This window comes from Rhizobium sp. SL86 (genome assembly GCF_026672545.1).
GTDB lineage: Bacteria > Pseudomonadota > Alphaproteobacteria > Rhizobiales > Rhizobiaceae > Neorhizobium.
In genome coordinates, this window is record NZ_JAPPRJ010000001.1 from 2,065,759 (window position 1) to 2,079,517 (window position 13,759).

Annotated in this window: 12 protein-coding genes; 4 read left to right on the forward strand and 8 right to left on the reverse strand. The window is 55.6% G+C overall.

Annotation, left to right across the window (positions count from 1 at the left end):
• Positions 1–39 precede the first annotated feature (39 nt).
• Positions 40–537 carry a TIR domain-containing protein gene (locus OU993_RS10220; protein WP_268156733.1) on the forward strand — a complete coding sequence of 166 codons (498 nt, stop codon included), beginning with the start codon at positions 40–42 and terminating at the stop codon, positions 535–537.
• On the opposite strand, the gene OU993_RS10225 is transcribed toward OU993_RS10220, so the two are convergent.
• The 4 genes from OU993_RS10225 to OU993_RS10240 all read right to left on the reverse strand — a co-directional run bounded on the left by OU993_RS10225 (position 534) and on the right by OU993_RS10240 (position 4,944).
• Entirely contained in the window at positions 534–1,118 is a 585-nt protein-coding gene (locus tag OU993_RS10225; RefSeq protein ID WP_268156735.1) for an SLOG domain-containing protein, read from the reverse strand. The genes OU993_RS10220 and OU993_RS10225 overlap by 4 nt on opposite strands.
• On the reverse strand, positions 1,115–2,293 hold the full coding sequence (locus tag OU993_RS10230; RefSeq protein ID WP_268156736.1) for a toll/interleukin-1 receptor domain-containing protein: 1,179 nt from the start codon (positions 2,291–2,293) through the stop codon (positions 1,115–1,117). The genes OU993_RS10225 and OU993_RS10230 overlap by 4 nt, the downstream gene beginning before the upstream one ends.
• A 252-nt stretch (positions 2,294–2,545) precedes the next feature.
• Complete coding sequence (locus tag OU993_RS10235; protein ID WP_268156738.1) at positions 2,546–3,565, reverse strand: UDP-N-acetylglucosamine 2-epimerase; 1,020 nt, start codon at positions 3,563–3,565, stop codon at positions 2,546–2,548.
• A gap of 5 nt (positions 3,566–3,570) precedes the next feature.
• Entirely contained in the window at positions 3,571–4,944 is a 1,374-nt protein-coding gene (locus OU993_RS10240) for a TIR domain-containing protein (protein WP_268156740.1), read from the reverse strand.
• Positions 4,945–5,707: 763 nt separating this feature from the next.
• On the opposite strand from OU993_RS10240, the gene OU993_RS10245 reads away from it, so the two are divergent.
• Both OU993_RS10245 and OU993_RS10250 read left to right on the forward strand, forming a co-directional pair.
• Complete coding sequence (locus tag OU993_RS10245) at positions 5,708–5,941, forward strand: hypothetical protein (RefSeq protein WP_268156742.1); 234 nt, start codon at positions 5,708–5,710, stop codon at positions 5,939–5,941.
• A gap of 316 nt (positions 5,942–6,257) precedes the next feature.
• Positions 6,258–8,000 carry a recombinase family protein gene (locus OU993_RS10250; protein WP_268156744.1) on the forward strand — a complete coding sequence of 581 codons (1,743 nt, stop codon included), beginning with the start codon at positions 6,258–6,260 and terminating at the stop codon, positions 7,998–8,000.
• Positions 8,001–8,042: 42 nt separating this feature from the next.
• Here the strand turns inward: OU993_RS10250 and OU993_RS10255 are convergent, their stop codons facing one another.
• The 4 genes from OU993_RS10255 to OU993_RS10270 all read right to left on the reverse strand — a co-directional run bounded on the left by OU993_RS10255 (position 8,043) and on the right by OU993_RS10270 (position 12,577).
• Entirely contained in the window at positions 8,043–9,527 is a 1,485-nt protein-coding gene (locus tag OU993_RS10255; protein WP_268156746.1) for a carotenoid oxygenase family protein, read from the reverse strand.
• 118 nt (positions 9,528–9,645) lie between these two features.
• Complete coding sequence (locus tag OU993_RS10260; RefSeq protein WP_268156748.1) at positions 9,646–10,500, reverse strand: aspartate/glutamate racemase family protein; 855 nt, start codon at positions 10,498–10,500, stop codon at positions 9,646–9,648.
• Between the two features lie 41 nt (positions 10,501–10,541).
• Entirely contained in the window at positions 10,542–11,168 is a 627-nt protein-coding gene (locus tag OU993_RS10265; protein ID WP_268156750.1) for a nitroreductase family protein, read from the reverse strand.
• Between the two features lie 233 nt (positions 11,169–11,401).
• The gene (locus OU993_RS10270) at positions 11,402–12,577 is read right to left on the reverse strand and encodes an MFS transporter (RefSeq protein WP_268156752.1); all 1,176 of its coding nucleotides are present in this window, start codon (positions 12,575–12,577) and stop codon (positions 11,402–11,404) included.
• Between the two features lie 187 nt (positions 12,578–12,764).
• Here OU993_RS10270 and OU993_RS10275 point away from each other — a divergent pair, with 187 nt between their 5' ends.
• Positions 12,765–13,703, forward strand: a complete 939-nt coding sequence (locus tag OU993_RS10275; protein ID WP_268156754.1) for a LysR family transcriptional regulator — start codon at positions 12,765–12,767, stop codon at positions 13,701–13,703.
• The last annotated feature ends 56 nt before the right edge of the window (positions 13,704–13,759 follow it).

The window sequence follows — 13,759 nt, forward strand, 5'->3', positions numbered from 1 at the left end:
TTCTAGCAATGGTAGTAACATTTATGAGAGGGGATTCTAATGGCACGTAAATGTTTCTACAGCTTTCACTATGTCCCCGATCATGCTCGAGCCAGCCAGGTCCGCAATATCGGCGTTATCGAAGGCGATCCGCCCGTATCGGACAACGATTGGGAGTCAGTTACTCGTGGGGGAGATGCCGCTATCGAGAAATGGATCAATCAACAAATGAACGGAAAGACGTGCGCGGTCGTTTTAGTAGGTTCCGGCACTGCAAACAGAAAGTGGATCAACTACGAAATCATTCGTGCTTGGGACCGGGGCTTAGGCGTCGTAGGTATCAACATCCACGGTCTGAAAAATTTTGCGGGGGAAATATCGACCATCGGCGCCAACCCATTCGATTATATTACACATAGCCCCAGCGGGAAGCCATTATCGACAATCGTTAAGCTATATAATCCGGGTGGCAACGACAGCAAAGCACGCTACAACTGGATTTCTACATATTTGTCAGACGCTGTAGAAGAGGCCATCACTATCAGAGGCAAGAACTAGCGAAGCGGCAACTCACGTATCATTCGCCGAAAAAGCGTGCTGTAGGTTAACTCGTGAAGCCATAAGTCTGGGTTCGGTCTGTCGAGCTGGTCGAAAATCCTTCTTGCCGCCGCACCAGTAGAAGCCACAGGCCATATGGGCGCGCCGTGGTATGCCTCTCGAAACATATTGAATTCGAGCTCTACACCTTCCATGCCGCCAATGAAAACCCCGGCATCATATGGCGCGTCGTAGATCATGCGTTCGCGCATAGCCTGCAGACTATCAGTCTCAGATATACCAACTGCGGGTACATCAATAACATTCAAAAATTCGCTTTTCTCTGGCGGATATTTATCCTTAAAAGCCTCGCTTTGATAAAGAATGACCCTACCCCGATACTGGTTGCCCATATCTCTAAGTAGAAGCGCAATAAGGGGCGTGATAGCGGGATGCCCGCCAAAAACGATTGTTCCATGGAGCACCACTTCTGAAACCAGGCCTTTAACTGCTTCTCGTATACCGAGCACGTCAGCAGTTTCGAAATAAACGGGATCACGCGATGGAAGAGGTACGCTGACAGAAAGAAAAATTCTGATCATGTAACACTCCTCCGCAAATGCTCAGCAGACCGCGAAATTTGGACCGATTTCACTGGCAGATGGTTGTCTAACCACGCAAGGTGAGAAATCCATTTTTCAAGAATTCCACGCTCGTCATACAGCAGCCATACGCTGGAGGTGTTATCGCCTAATTCACGAATGCCATCTCCAATCTCCTGGTATCGATCCGCGCGCGGCACACCGATAGTCGGAACCACGGCAACTTTACCGCCTTTGGCAAGTTCCACGGCAATAAATCGCTCTGGCTGCACCGCAACACTAATCGCGTTTTCCTCACGTGCCCGATCGCAAAAATCATCAACAAGGCTCCGGTGCCTAGCGGCTAACGCACGAGCGCGAAGCGATTCTGCACGAGATACGATATTGTCTCGCATTTTTTCGGAAAGGCGTGCATTGACACCTGTATCCTCTGGACCGACGAAATCAGTACGTTTCAATGGCATGAAAACGCTGAATGACGACGTATCGTCGGCGTCAACATCGGGCCATAAGACATGCAGGATCTGCACGCTTGTCGCATTAGCTTGCGTAAGCTCGGCTTTCGTCCAGAAACTTTCTCGAAACTTCGGTGTGTCGAGTAGAATGATGATGTCGCTATCAGCCATGCGATGCCAAAGGATACTTTGGAAATCTTCCGCATACGGGACGCTACGGGTGTCCAGAAACACATCGAAACCTGCCTCGTCCAAAGCTTCATACAATTGGATTGCGACTGATTGAGACTCTGACCGTCTGTAACTAATGAACAGGCGCCGCTCTACTCTCAACAGGCGAAGGTTCTCTAGAACCAACGTCGCTAAGCGTTGAATGTGTTTCTCATTATTCGTAAAAGGAAAGGCGTTGATATGGCCGATACTGACTGGCAGAGCGGTACTCACAGAACCGACATCCGGGACGCATGGGATAATGGAGTTTGAATCAGTAATCAGCTTTGCTAGACAGGGGTGGAAGGCGTCGTTCGCTCCGCCGTAGCCAAAAAAAATCGCGACCAAAGGTGCTCGGGGATCTGCGGTTGTGATGTCTGCTTCAGCGAGGACGGCGATCGCATCACGATCAATCCCTAACTCTTTTAGCCGCTTGTATAATACCGGTTCGAGCTTCGGCCACGACGAACTCACGGCTCCTATCAAGGCAATGTAATACTGTGCCGCCATAATCCGATCCTGTCATTAGGGGTACAACCTATTCGGTCTTATTCATAATCCACTTTTCAACCCGACTCGAATGGTATTTCAACAACTCCAAAGCCATTCAAGCTGGTTGGCCGATCTATGCGGCCCCGGATTTGTAGGCCAACCTAGATTGAGATCGAGGCGAAAACTGCAGGTCGGTCAACTACCAGTACTCACTTAGCTGCAGCGCCACAAAAATCCTCTCAGGAATTATGTTGTTGGTTCTATGCCTGCTTAAATTGAGCCAAGTACCTCAAGGATGCGGCGGGATGCTTTACAATCGAGTTGAGGTGACATGGATGAACTTCTCGCCAAGACATCAGAGAGTACAGAACTCAATTTGGAAAGGCCCGCAAGTCTGGAGCGAGGACCCAGAATCCAAGGACGCTCAGTACAATCTCTAAGTATAATCGTCGGTTTATTAAGCAGAAAGGATTGCTCAGCTATTCCCGCTGAATCGGTAACGACTGCTGTAGCATCAGACAACACCCGCACAAAAAATGGGTTCTCCATCTCTTTTGCTACGATCCATTGATCGGAGTGAGATTTTACACTGGAAATCATATGATTGCTATTAGATGGGTGGCAAATTAAAAGCTTCTTCTGTGAAAAATCGTTCAACTGACGCGAAAGCGCCGCTGCATTTTGCGCATTCCACCTATTTTCTTTGCGATGGAGGGCAACGACAATCATCCCCTCATACATACCATCGTATGATGAGGCTTCATTTAGGGAGGTCGCCAGAGACTCCTCGTATAAGCTGCCCACTACTTGGATCCTGGACCTTGAAACCCCTTCAGCATTAAGGGTCACCGCACATTGCTCGTTATAGCAAAGATGTAGGTCTGTGATGCGGTCGATTTTTCTTCTGATGCGTTCCTCTAGCGTCCTGATGGTGCTCCGCAAACCAGATTCGTAATGTACGAGCATTACGTTGGCTGACTTTGCAGCCAACGCGGCACACAGCGAAGTCTTCGTGTCCCCAATGGATAGGACAGCTGAGTATCCTCCGCTGCGAAGTGTGTCTGACAAAAACCTGACTGATTTTTCGTAGGAAAAATCAATAGACGTTGCAACCACAAATTTTTGTACTTTCCTACGTTGATTTTCAGAGAGAACTCTACCCAAAATATCAGATTGTTGCCCTGTAATTGCGAAACTGACTTGATTTTCACTATCTTCAACATCGCCAACGAGGCAAGCTGCCTTCACGGCGTGCGGTCTTACACCGAGTGGGCTTAGTATCTTAAGCAATTTGTCTATCCCTTAAGTAGTTTAGTGCTCCAGATGACACGTCCAGCTTGCGATGTTTGCAGCCATCTTTCACGTTCTAACCTGAGTTCTGCTTGATAAAGCGGCGAAGGGATTTGCGTCGCAAGGTTGTCGAGCGCGGCCATATATTCAATTTGGAACATTTCGCGTAGAAAGTAGGGTAGGTCCAATTCGTTATTCGTCCAAGTCTTCCTCGCGTCTCGTGCGGCAACGAGGGCTTCACTTGGTCTAAATCTTTTTCCAACAACGTCCTGGGACGGAAAGCGCGAAATATTGTGCGATATAAAACCTTCCCAAAGTTTCATTGGAGAAAAATTCCGTCCTTCAATCAGTTCTAGAGCTCGAAAAAAGTAATTTAAAGCAATGCCCGGGCCATCAGAACCAATCAATTCAGAAAGTTCGTTTCTGGATGCGTAAAGCCCCAAATAATTCAGAAATACGATTAACAATATTGGGTTTAGTTCGCCTTCAATTTCACGAACTATATAGGAAAACTTGTTAAAATTATTGAATAGTATTCTTTTGTCGAAATCTGATAATTTATGATCTAAATCTCTCCATGCGCCGGATGTGTAGTGAAGTATTATTTCTATGCATTGGACAATTGACTCCTGGAAGTCGCTTAGATCATATCTCCGAATTTCGTAAATCTGCTTACGCCAAAATTCCGGATTTTTAAGGTAAGCCTCAAGAAAAATACGCTCGCCGACATACAATATTTTTTCGTCGGCAGAAGACATATCTTCTATTTCATTGCCAAAGAATTCTAGAAGCTCGCCTTCTGACATCGCGGTTCTGCCAAGATCACCTTTGCCCAACGCAAAGAGGTATCTTTGGTCGCAAAGTGGTTTGCTGGAGGCCTTGACGTGACGGGTGTTGAGGAATTTTTGGAGCCAGGTCACGCATTTTCTATGGGAGTCCGGAATCTGGACACTATTCAATTCGCGTTGATAGAGCGGCAATATCATATCCGCTTGGGCGAGGACTTGAATGGGGTCATTTCCTCGGCCCTCTAGGATCGCTGTCAGGAACCCGAACTCGAATATTACAGCAGGACTCGGTAGGCCTTTTCCTTCAACAGAGGGCAAACGGTCGTCTGGTGAGTAAACTACGATCGCTAAGTCGGCCCGCCGCATGTTTGAAAGCGTGTGTCTCGAGACGTTAGTTGTATGCTCCAAATCGGCAACCAAAATTGGTTCAATGCGGTACCCTTGTGCTTGCAAGGCGCGAACAGCCTTTACTATACGAAGCGCCGCTGGGGACTTGTGGCGGTGTGCGATGAAGATCTTGAGCGGAGGACGAAGCATTAAGCACTCATGTCTTGTTAGATATCGAAAAAGCGCTTGCAGTGTCTTCGACATAGAATATCTGCAAAATAGGACTGAGATAAATTTGAAAGGGTGAAGGATTTATATTTGGAGGGATTTCTATCACTAATCTGTGTATTTTTGCTCAAGAACCCGTAGCGAATTTCGTCTAATAACAACAATCTGGCGTGCTCTGTGCCGCATTTTAGCGTTGAGTTACTACCTTGTGTCAATCCCGGGATTTGTGGATAGCAGTCGTATCCTGATTGGCATCGGGGAGCTCCTATAGGCGGATCTCTGCTGCCAAATCAGTTAAGAGTTGAAATTCCAGGCTGTATTATGGCCCGCTACCTATAGGAATCAATTACGTTCGACACTGCGGGAGCACGTAACGGTCATCGCTATTCTTCGTGTTGTCAGACTTCAGCGAATTCGAGTGTCATCTTTATTCCGTCGAATATCGTGTTTCGGGCGAAACATTCCCTCTGTAGTCAGGAATCTGATTGACTGAACCACTCTTCGACGTCGGCGACGTAGCAACCCACCTGCCGTGGGCTTACAATAGACTCGGAGGTCGACGCGCAGCTATTACCAGTGTGTGGGTAGGATCTGTCAGTCCTCTTTCGGCGCCATGCATGCCATTCCAATACCGTTCGCAATGACATCTCGTAGCGCACGGCGAAGAGATAGCAGGCGAAGATTTTCGCCGTTCCTTTCACGCTTTACGACACCCTACGAGTGGCCGTGAATTCCTGCTTTTCCTGGTCCTATCTCTGGTTCTTACATGGTCTTTCCATCCGGGAAAGGCAGGTCGAACATGGACGGAGACGAGAAAGGGCAGGAGGCAGCAAACGACAACGTGCGCCCTGCGGAAGAAGACGGCAGTGTCGAAGAAACTCGCCGCACCGCCGGTGAACACCTAGACCGGGTCGTCATCGACATGGCCCGGCTGATCGGACGACAGATGGCGCGGGAGGATCATGCGGCACGGGTGGCCGCCAACGACAATGGCGACAACCGTACCGCCAGAGATGAACCCGAGGCGGAGTAGTCTCGCTTCAACTATCGGCAAGTGGCCTGAAACGCCTTGCAACAGCGCGCCGCTTGCGCATACGATTCCGGTTGAGGCGAGACCCTCCTTTGCTTGTCTGCGGGGAGTGGGCCAGGCCGAAGCCACTCCCTCAAGGCCCGAGCCGCTTTGCGGTGGCGCGTGCCGCGCCAGCCTTGACCGAGCGTCTTCGACCCGGCGGTTGGCCGCGAAGCAGGAAAGGCGGGGCGCGGGCGCTGAAGGCAGCACCCGCAATGTCCACCGGGGACCGCGCAGCCGCCCTATGCATGAACCCGATGCGAGAGAAGGAAACATGCCGATGACCCGTGTTGCCCTTTATGCCCGATACTCCTCCGACAACCAGAGGGAAGCCTCGATTGTCGACCAGTTTCGCCTTTGCGACGAACATGCAAGGCGCGCAGGCTGGGAGGTGGCAGGCAGCTATCAGGATGCTGCGATATCCGGCTCCAGTACCATTCTTCGCCATGGTATCCAGCAGGTCGTCAGAGATGCACAGCGCGGCCTGTTCACGGTGGTCATTGCCGAGGCGCTGGATCGCATCAGCCGCGATCAGGCCGATGTCGCCACGCTCTACAAACACCTGAAGTTTGCAGGCGTCACCATCGTCACTTTGGCCGAGGGAGAAATCTCCGAGCTGCATGTTGGCCTCAAGGGCACGATGAACGCGCTGTTCCTCAAAGACCTGGCGATGAAGACCCATCGCGGACTGCGGGGCAGGGTGGAAAAGGGCAAGGCAGGTGGGGGGCTTTGCTATGGCTACCGTGTCCTCAAACAGTTCGACGGTAACGGCGAGCCGGTCCGGGGTGACAGAGAGATCATTGCCGAGGAAGCCGACATCATCCGCCGCATCTTCCGCGAGTTCGCCAGCGGCAAAAGCCCGAAGGCCATTGCGACGGATCTGAACAGCGAAGGCATTCCCGGTCCGCTTGGACGCGCATGGGGCGACACTAGCATTCGAGGCCATGTCACGCGGGGAACCGGCATTCTCAACAACGAGCTTTATACCGGCGTCCTCGTTTGGAACCGCCAGCGCTTCATCAAGGACCCGTCCACCGGCAAGCGCGTCTCGCGCCCCAACCCGGAAAGCCAGTGGATCAGGACGGAAGTGCCACATCTGAAGATGATCGAAGACGATCTCTGGCAGGCAGTCCGAAACCGGCAGAAGCAGATCTCGGCAATCTTCGGCCCGAACCCGGCCAACACGCTTGAAGGGCGGATGAAGCGGCTGCATCTGACGGTCAGGCCGGTGTCTCTGCTGACCGGCCTTCTCACCTGCGGATGCTGCGGCGGCAAGTTCGGCATCATCACGCCGGGCCGCTACGCCTGCCTCAACCACCACCGACGCGGCACCTGTGACAATGGCCGCTCCATCACCCGCGAGAAGATCGAGGCGCGGGTTCTCTCCGGCATCAAGGACAAGCTGGTCTCGTCGCAAGCGGTGGCCGAAGCCGTGAAGGCCTATGCCGATGAGATGAACCGGCTGAACCATGATCGGCGCGCGCAGGCGGCAATCGACCGGAAGAACCTCGCAAAGGTCGAAAAGGCAATCGCCGGGATTATCTCCGCGATCGAGGACGGCATGTACCAGCCGTCGATGAAAGCGCGCATGGATGATCTTGAACGACAGAAGACTGAGATCACCGCCCGTCTCTCAAAGGCCCCGGACGACATTCCCGACATTCATCCGAACATCGCCAACCTCTATCGGCTGCGGGTGGAACGTCTGACGGAGGCGCTAAACGATCCTGATGGCGGACGGCAAGCGGCGGAGGCATTGCGGTCCTTGATTGGCGAGATCGTACTGACCCCCGGCACCAAGCGCGGCGAGGTTCACGCAGAGCTACGCGGCCAGCTGTTCGGCATTCTCGGCCTTGCCAATGCGGAAGCAGGAGGGCCGCAGCACAGCCCTTTTATGCCATTCGTTGAAGCGAGCCCCCGCAACCAAATACATAAAACCCCGCAAGCAAATATTGCTGCGGGGTTTTTACGTTTCTGGGCCTCTTTCCAATTTATGATTGTCAGCCGTTCCGATTCCAGGTGATCGCGTGCCCGGCCGCGCTGGCGCGGCCGGGTCTCCGGCGGATCAGTGCCGGTCGGCGCCGAGGTCTTCGGCCGGGATCCAGATGCCATGGAAACCCTCGTGCACGCGGCAGGGGAATTTCAGGATGGCGACGGGGCCGGCCGACAGGTTGCGGGCGTTGAGGATGACGAGGTCGGTGCGGTTTTCCGCGCGCCGTCCCACCATCGACAGTAGCCAGCCATCGCCTTCCTCCGCATTCGCGCTGCGCGGCACGAAATAGGGCTCTTCCGGTGCGGCATCCGGTCCGGCATAAAAGAAATCGATCTTGCCCGTCTCTTCGTCGAAATGGCCGAGGCAGGTGAAGGGCGGGCCCTTGGGGCCGAAGGGCAGCATCGGACCGAGCGCCGGATTGGTCGTGCCAAACCAGAAATGCCGGGTCTTGCGCATGGCGTAACGCGGGTCGATCACAGGCATTTCGCCGATATGATTGATGAAGCGGCGGATCTCGATCGTTTCGCTCTGGCTCGACATATCGACGATCCAGCGTTCGCCATAGGGTGGCAATTCATGCGCATGCGGGTCGTGAATGTCGGGGAACTGGCTGAGCCAACCGGATTCCGTGACGAACTGGTCGAGAATGAGGCGACCGCCGTCTTCCCAGGCGTTGAACGTATGTGTCTGCATTGCCAGCTTCGGGACCTTGAACCAGCTGATGCCGGCAACGCCCTTGTCGCGCGGGATGACGCAGAGATGGCTCGTGCGCTTGCTGTCCCAATGCCAGTAAGGTTCGCCCCTCTTCACCCGTTCCCAGTCACAGATCATCGGGCCGAAGGCGAAGGCTACGAAGTTCCGGGATACGAGGAAGTCGTGCACCATGGAGCAATAGGGCGCCTTGAAGCGCTCGGTCCGGGTGAACTGGCCCTCCTTGTCGATATTGTAGACTTCGATCTCGTCGCTTGCGACACCCTCGCAATTATAGGCGAAGGCCACACATTCGCCCGTGATGGGGTCGTATTTCGGATGGGCCGTGAAGGTCTTGCTCTTCAACTGGCCGCCGAAATCGCTCTCTCCGCGTGTCGACAGATCGTTCGGGTCGAGTTCATAGGGCCGTCCCGATTCCTTTAACGCGTAAAGCTTGCCGTGGTGCCACATGATCGATGTGTTGGCGGTATTGTTGTCTTCGTCCTTGACCTCGGGCAGATCGGTGAAGCGATTGCGATAGGCGCCGAAAAGGGCCCTGCGCGCCTCGCGCTCGATTTCGAACTTGCGGGTGCGGACATAACGCATCGTCAGGTCCGCATGACCGTTCTGGATGCGAACCATATGCACCATGCCGTCGCCGTTCAGAAAGATATCCTTGCCATGCAGCGGCGGGTAGGTGTGGTCGGCGCTGTTGCGGATATACATGCCTTCGAGCTCGAGCGGGATCCGGCCGATCACTTCGAGATCATGCACATGCCCCTCGATGCGCACCGGCGCGGCATAACCTTTGAAGACGATATCATCGGGGAATTGCATGCCAGTCTGGATTTGGACGTGTTTGTTCATGACTTCCTCCTTCGGTAAGATTTTGCACTTGGAAACAGTGTTCAGGCGCGCTGAGGCCATCGCATCATGGCGACAAGATCCTGCATCGGCGGTCGACCGGGCGGTTGTCCCGGTGCAATCAATGGCAATTCCAGAAGCGACCGGCGGGCGATGGCGCGCCATGACCCGTGGCCGTATGTCCCGTTGCGGTAGTCAAAGGCGCCGGGACCGTGCCATCCAGCACGGCACGCTCCGCGGCAAGAACCGCTTCGCTCACAATATCGATCACCGTTGCAGGTCCAACCGCCGTCAGCGCCGCGTCCTTCTCCTCACACCCCGGAGCGACCCGCAAGGCCGCCGACATGATGCCGCAGGCAGGGATAAGCGCCCGCGCGCCGGCGGCGATCAGCGGCGCAACATCATCGCGGAAGCGCTTGATCAGCGCGGTTGCGTCAATCACCGAATGTTCCTGCTCTTCCGCCGGTTCGCTGGTGGTGACGATGCCCACGAGCTTGTCGGTGAGATTCAAGCGCTCAACCTGGCCCCGTATCGGTTCGACAAGCACGGACGCGTTGGCCACGATGCCGAACGGGCCGATACGGGAGGCTGCAATGATGGCCGCCTCGCCGAACCCGATGACAGGAATGCTGACCGACGCACGGATGTCATCGAGGAAAGGATCGCCAAAACAGCCCAGGATGGCGGCGTCATAACCTTCCTCCTGTGCCCATTGCACAGCCTCGGCCATGCTCTTGGGATTGAGCAGAGGCACATGCTTGAATTTGGCAAAGGCAGGATGCGATACGCCCTCACTGGCGAATCTGAAGGTGCATTGCGTGCCATGCCGTGCCATGAGCGCAGCATTTTGCTGCGTCACGGGAACCAAGGCTTCGCGAACGAAACGACCGCCTGCGCTGTCTTCCGGGACTGCGCCTACATTGGCGATGAGCAGCCGGATTTCACGTGCGGATTGATCTTGCAAAGGGTGCGACATCGGAGCTCCGTGACCTGTCTCTGGCGCTCGGCCGTGTTGAATTATTTCGGATAGCCAACGACCTGGTGCAAACTGACCATCTGGTGTTTTGCGATAGCCAGTTCCTTTGCCAGCGACGGGCGGTCGAACATGGCCCGGCACACGGTCGCAAGTCCTTCCGAGGCGCAATAAAGATAAACGTTTTCAACGCGAACGCCGGCATTGGCCCAGGGGAAAACCGTGCGGTCCCAATCGTCACAATGGGGCATGCGGTTGAAATCCGTGACGTAAAGCAGGCTGACAGGCGCATCCACCACAAAGGGCTGGAGCAGATTTCCCGTAAACATGCGGATGTCACGGTCGTGCACCTTGCGCAGATGATGCGGCGCCGGGTCATAGACATGCACCCCCTGCGCCGTCAGGACATAGACGTCGATTTCCTGCCAGTTGTGCGCGCCTGGTGCCGAGCCGCAGCCTTCCACATAAATGCCGACGCCGGACTGTGGGCGGTTGAGACCGGCGGCCACCCACAGGACGTTTGACAATTGCTGCATCGTGATCGGATCGGTTTTGAAATCGCGGATGGAGCGCCTTTTCCGGATTGCGTCCAATACCGGCATGCCGCCCTCGGTCACGGGTTTGGGCAATTCGATGATGTCCTGTCCTGTGGTGGCAAGCTGAGTGTTCATGGAAGAAACTCCTCGTTTAAAGGGTTCAATTGCCTGTCCCCTGGAGACGGAACGTCGGGACGGCACATCCTGTCGCCTGCACGGCTGGTTTCGTGCAAGGCGTTGAAGCCATTGGGATCTCCACCCTCACTTTCGATGTGCTGGTGGCGAAAACCGGAATGCGGATATGGTCTGGTCATCCGTTGGCAGACGCGCGATGCGGTTGCGGCGCGTCTGCCGGAGGCGGGCGATGCTCAGGCGAACTGCAGCCTGGTCTCGGCCGCGGGAAGCTTCGCCTTGACGGCCACGAGCAGGCTCAGGGCCATGACCGATACGATGGTCGCTGCCACACCCAATGCGCCATAACCGAAGCCCGACACGATGGCGCCGCCAACGGCTGGCCCGGTGCAGGAACCGATCATCATCATGGCCGGTGTGGCCGATACGGCGCGGCCGCTCTGGTCGATACGTGCCAGCAGGCCGAACAGGAAGGTGTGCGTGAAGATCACGATCGACACATAGACCGATGCCGACAGGGCATAGGGCAGGAAACTCGCCGCATTGGACATGGTCAGCGCCAGGATTGCCTGCAGCACGGGCCCGCAAAAACCGACGACCAGCGGCGACAGGCGCTTCTGCAGGATGGCGGCCAGTGCGCCGGGCAGAAGATTGACGAAGCCAAGCGCCACCAGCACCATGTGGACCTTTTCCGTTTCGAACCCGCGCGCCGATCCGATGCGTTCGAGGAAGGAGAAGACCATTGCTTGGTTGAACGTCAGACAGACAACGACACCGATGAGGAACCAGACCACCTTGGGGGCCGGGCCATGGCCCTGTGTCGCGGCGGCATGGCTCGACTCGGCCTCACCGGCAACGGGGAAGAACAGGGCCGCCACGACGCTGGCAATCCCCATCGTTGCTCCGAAAACGACGAACATCATTGAGGCGTCGAAATGATCGACAAGCTGCGGCAGGCCGGCAAAGAAGCAGACACCGAGCACGCCGAGTGCCACGTTGACGGTGGCAAATAGCCGGTGTGGGTTCTCCGTGCGGCCGATACTGCCATGGGTGATGGACAGTGCTACACCCGTTCCAAGCCCCGCGATGACGTGAAGGGTGATGGCGACCGGCAGGATCGAGACATCGAGCGGCAGGCGCGAAATCACCAGGAAAGCCGCGGCGGCCACCGCAAAGCCGCCGGCTACGCCCAGCCTGTGCGGGATGCGGTCAAAGATTGGCGCAACGATCGTGCTGGCAATGACGACGCTGAACAGAAACAGGGTGACGGTGAGGCCGGCCTGAACGGGGCTGAAGCCGTAATGTTGCATCAGGTTGCCGATCCAAAGCGGAAGCGCAACCATATCGATCATGCCTGCGACGTGCCCAATGCTGAGCACGACCTTACCTCCAACAGTGTTGGATCGTGTCATCTTCTCTCTCCCAAATTTTCCTCTCGCGCTGCACCCACCGTCCCCCCGGACCGGTTCAGAAACAGACGCGCCTCCTGTGCCAAGCTTGGCACTTGTCAAGTTTTAGTCCCAACTTTAGTCGTGGGAAAACAGATTGAATTCATGGTACATATGAGCATGATCGATACCTGATGGAGGAGGGGTTTCGATGAGACTGGATCGTTTCGACCTCAACCTGCTCGTTGTTCTCGACGCCCTTCTCGAAGAACGAAACGTCACGCGCGCCAGCGAGCGCCTTCATATCGGCCAGTCCGCCGCCAGTGCCGCGCTGCGCCGGCTGCGTGAATTCTTCGGCGACGAATTGCTTGTTCCGGCTGGACGGCGCTTTGAGCTGACGCCTCTGGCGCAGGGGCTGGCAGGGCCGGTCAGGGATACGCTGATGCGTGCGCGTGCGGCGGTATCGTTGCGCCCGAGCTTTGATCCACACACCGAAACCCGGCGATTTACGGTCTGCTCTTCCGATTATGCCCTCTGGGTTTTCATGGGGGCGGCAGCGACGGGCATCGCAGCCAAGGCGCCGGGCATACGGCTCGATTTCACCAGGCCGCCTGTCGATCTGCACGATGCATTCGAGCGCGGCAGCCTCGATCTGATGATCATGCCCGAGCAATATGCCGCCGAGTTCGACCATCCCCAGATACCCGTCCTGAGCGACGACCACGCCTGTCTGATGTGCACGGACAATCCGCTGGCCGGTCGTCCATTGACCATGGAGGATTATCTGAATGTCGGCCACGTCGCCGTTCGCCTGGGCGATGAAACGAGCCTTGCCTTCGAGGAATGGTTCCTGCCGCGCTTCGGCCGGCAACGGCGCGTCGAATGCAGTGTCGACTATTTCAGCGCATTGCCATGCCTCTTAATGAAGACAAACCGCATAGCCACCGTGCATCGACGCTGCGCCGTGCCGCTGGCGCAACGCTTTCCACTGATATTGAAGGAAGCGCCGTTCGACATGAACGCACTGGTCGAGGTCATGATCTGGCCGCGTTATCGCGACCACGATCCCGCACATCGCTGGTTGCGCGCGCAGATCATCAAGGCTGCCCAGGCGGCAAAGGACATTCCACTCGACGCAACGGTCTCCTGACCGGCTTGAAAACGGAAAATGGCCGGGGAACCAGAAGCTCTGGCCCCGGCCCATCT